1 protein-coding gene is annotated in these 1,534 nt (G+C 65.1%); it reads left to right on the plus strand.

Annotation, left to right across the window (positions count from 1 at the left end):
• Positions 1 to 1,515: acyl-CoA carboxylase subunit beta (locus tag CH276_RS13770; protein WP_141214709.1), on the plus strand; the 1,515-nt coding region annotated here is incomplete at its 5' end.
• Positions 1,516 to 1,534: the final 19 nt, after the last annotated feature.

A 1,534-nucleotide genomic window follows, 5' to 3' on the forward strand; every position in this document is an offset into this window, starting at 1 on the left:
GCGGTGGACAAGGTCCACGCCAAAGGCAAGCTGACCGCCCGTGAGCGGATCACCGCCCTGCTCGACGAGGGCTCGTTCGTCGAACTCGACGCCCTCGCCCGCCACCGCTCCCAGAACTTCGGGTTGGGCGAGAACCGGCCCTTCGGTGACGGTGTGGTCACCGGCTACGGCACCGTCGACGGCCGCGATGTGTGCGTGTTCTCCCAGGACGCCACCGTCTTCGGCGGCAGCTTGGGGGAGATCTACGGCGAGAAGATCGTCAAGGTGATGGACCTGGCCGTCAAAACCGGCCGACCGTTGGTCGGGATCAACGAAGGTGCCGGAGCCCGCATCCAGGAAGGGGTGGTCTCCCTCGGGTTGTACGGCGAGATCTTCCACCGCAACGTCCGCGCGTCCGGGGTGATCCCGCAGATCTCGGTGATCATGGGACCCGCTGCGGGCGGGCACGTCTACTCCCCGGCCCTGACCGACTTCGTGGTCATGGTCGACGGCACCTCCCAGATGTTCGTCACCGGACCCGACGTGATCAAAACCGTCACCGGCGAGAACGTCACCATGGAAGAACTCGGCGGCGCGCACACCCACATGGAGAAATCCGGGGTCGCGCACTACGTCGCCTCCGGAGAACAGGACGCACTCGACTACGTCCGCGACCTGCTCTCGTACCTACCGAGCAACAATCGCGCCGACGCCCCCCGCACCGCACCCTCGGATCCGATCGTCGGGTCCATCGAGGACTCGCTCACCGCGGAGGATCTCGAACTCGACACCCTGATCCCCGATTCACCGAACACCCCCTACGACATGCACGAGGTGATTCGTCGGATCCTCGACGACGACGAATTCCTCGAAGTCCAGGAAGGGCGGGCCCGCAACATCATCGTCGGGTTCGGGCGCATCGACGGCCGGTCGGTGGGGATCGTGGCCAACCAACCCACCCAGTTCGCGGGCACCCTCGACATCGATGCCTCCGAGAAAGCCGCCCGGTTCGTGCGCACCTGCGACTGCTTCAACGTCCCGATCATCACCCTGGTCGATGTGCCCGGGTTCCTGCCCGGCACCGGCCAGGAATACAACGGCATCATCCGACGCGGCGCGAAACTGCTCTACGCCTACGGCGAGGCCACGGTCGGGAAGATCACCGTCATCACCCGCAAAGCGTACGGCGGGGCGTACGACGTGATGGGGTCCAAGCACATGGGAGCCGATGTCAACCTCGCCTGGCCGACCGCGCAGATCGCGGTCATGGGAGCCTCCGGCGCGGTCGGGTTCGTCTACCGCAAACAACTACTCGAAGCCGCGAAGAACGGTGACGACGTCGACGCCCTCCGGTTGACGCTGCAGCAGGAATACGAAGACACCCTCGTCAACCCCTACATCGCCGCCGAACGCGGCTACCTCGACGCCGTCATCCCCCCGAGCCACACCCGCGGCCAGATCGTCACCGCACTACGACTACTCGAACGCAAACAAGTCACCCTCCCACCCAAGAAACACGGAAACATCCCACTATGAGCGAAACGAACGACGACGC

The sequence above is a fragment of the Rhodococcus sp. 06-470-2 genome, assembly GCF_002258235.1.
Taxonomy (GTDB): Bacteria; Actinomycetota; Actinomycetes; order Mycobacteriales; family Mycobacteriaceae; genus Rhodococcoides.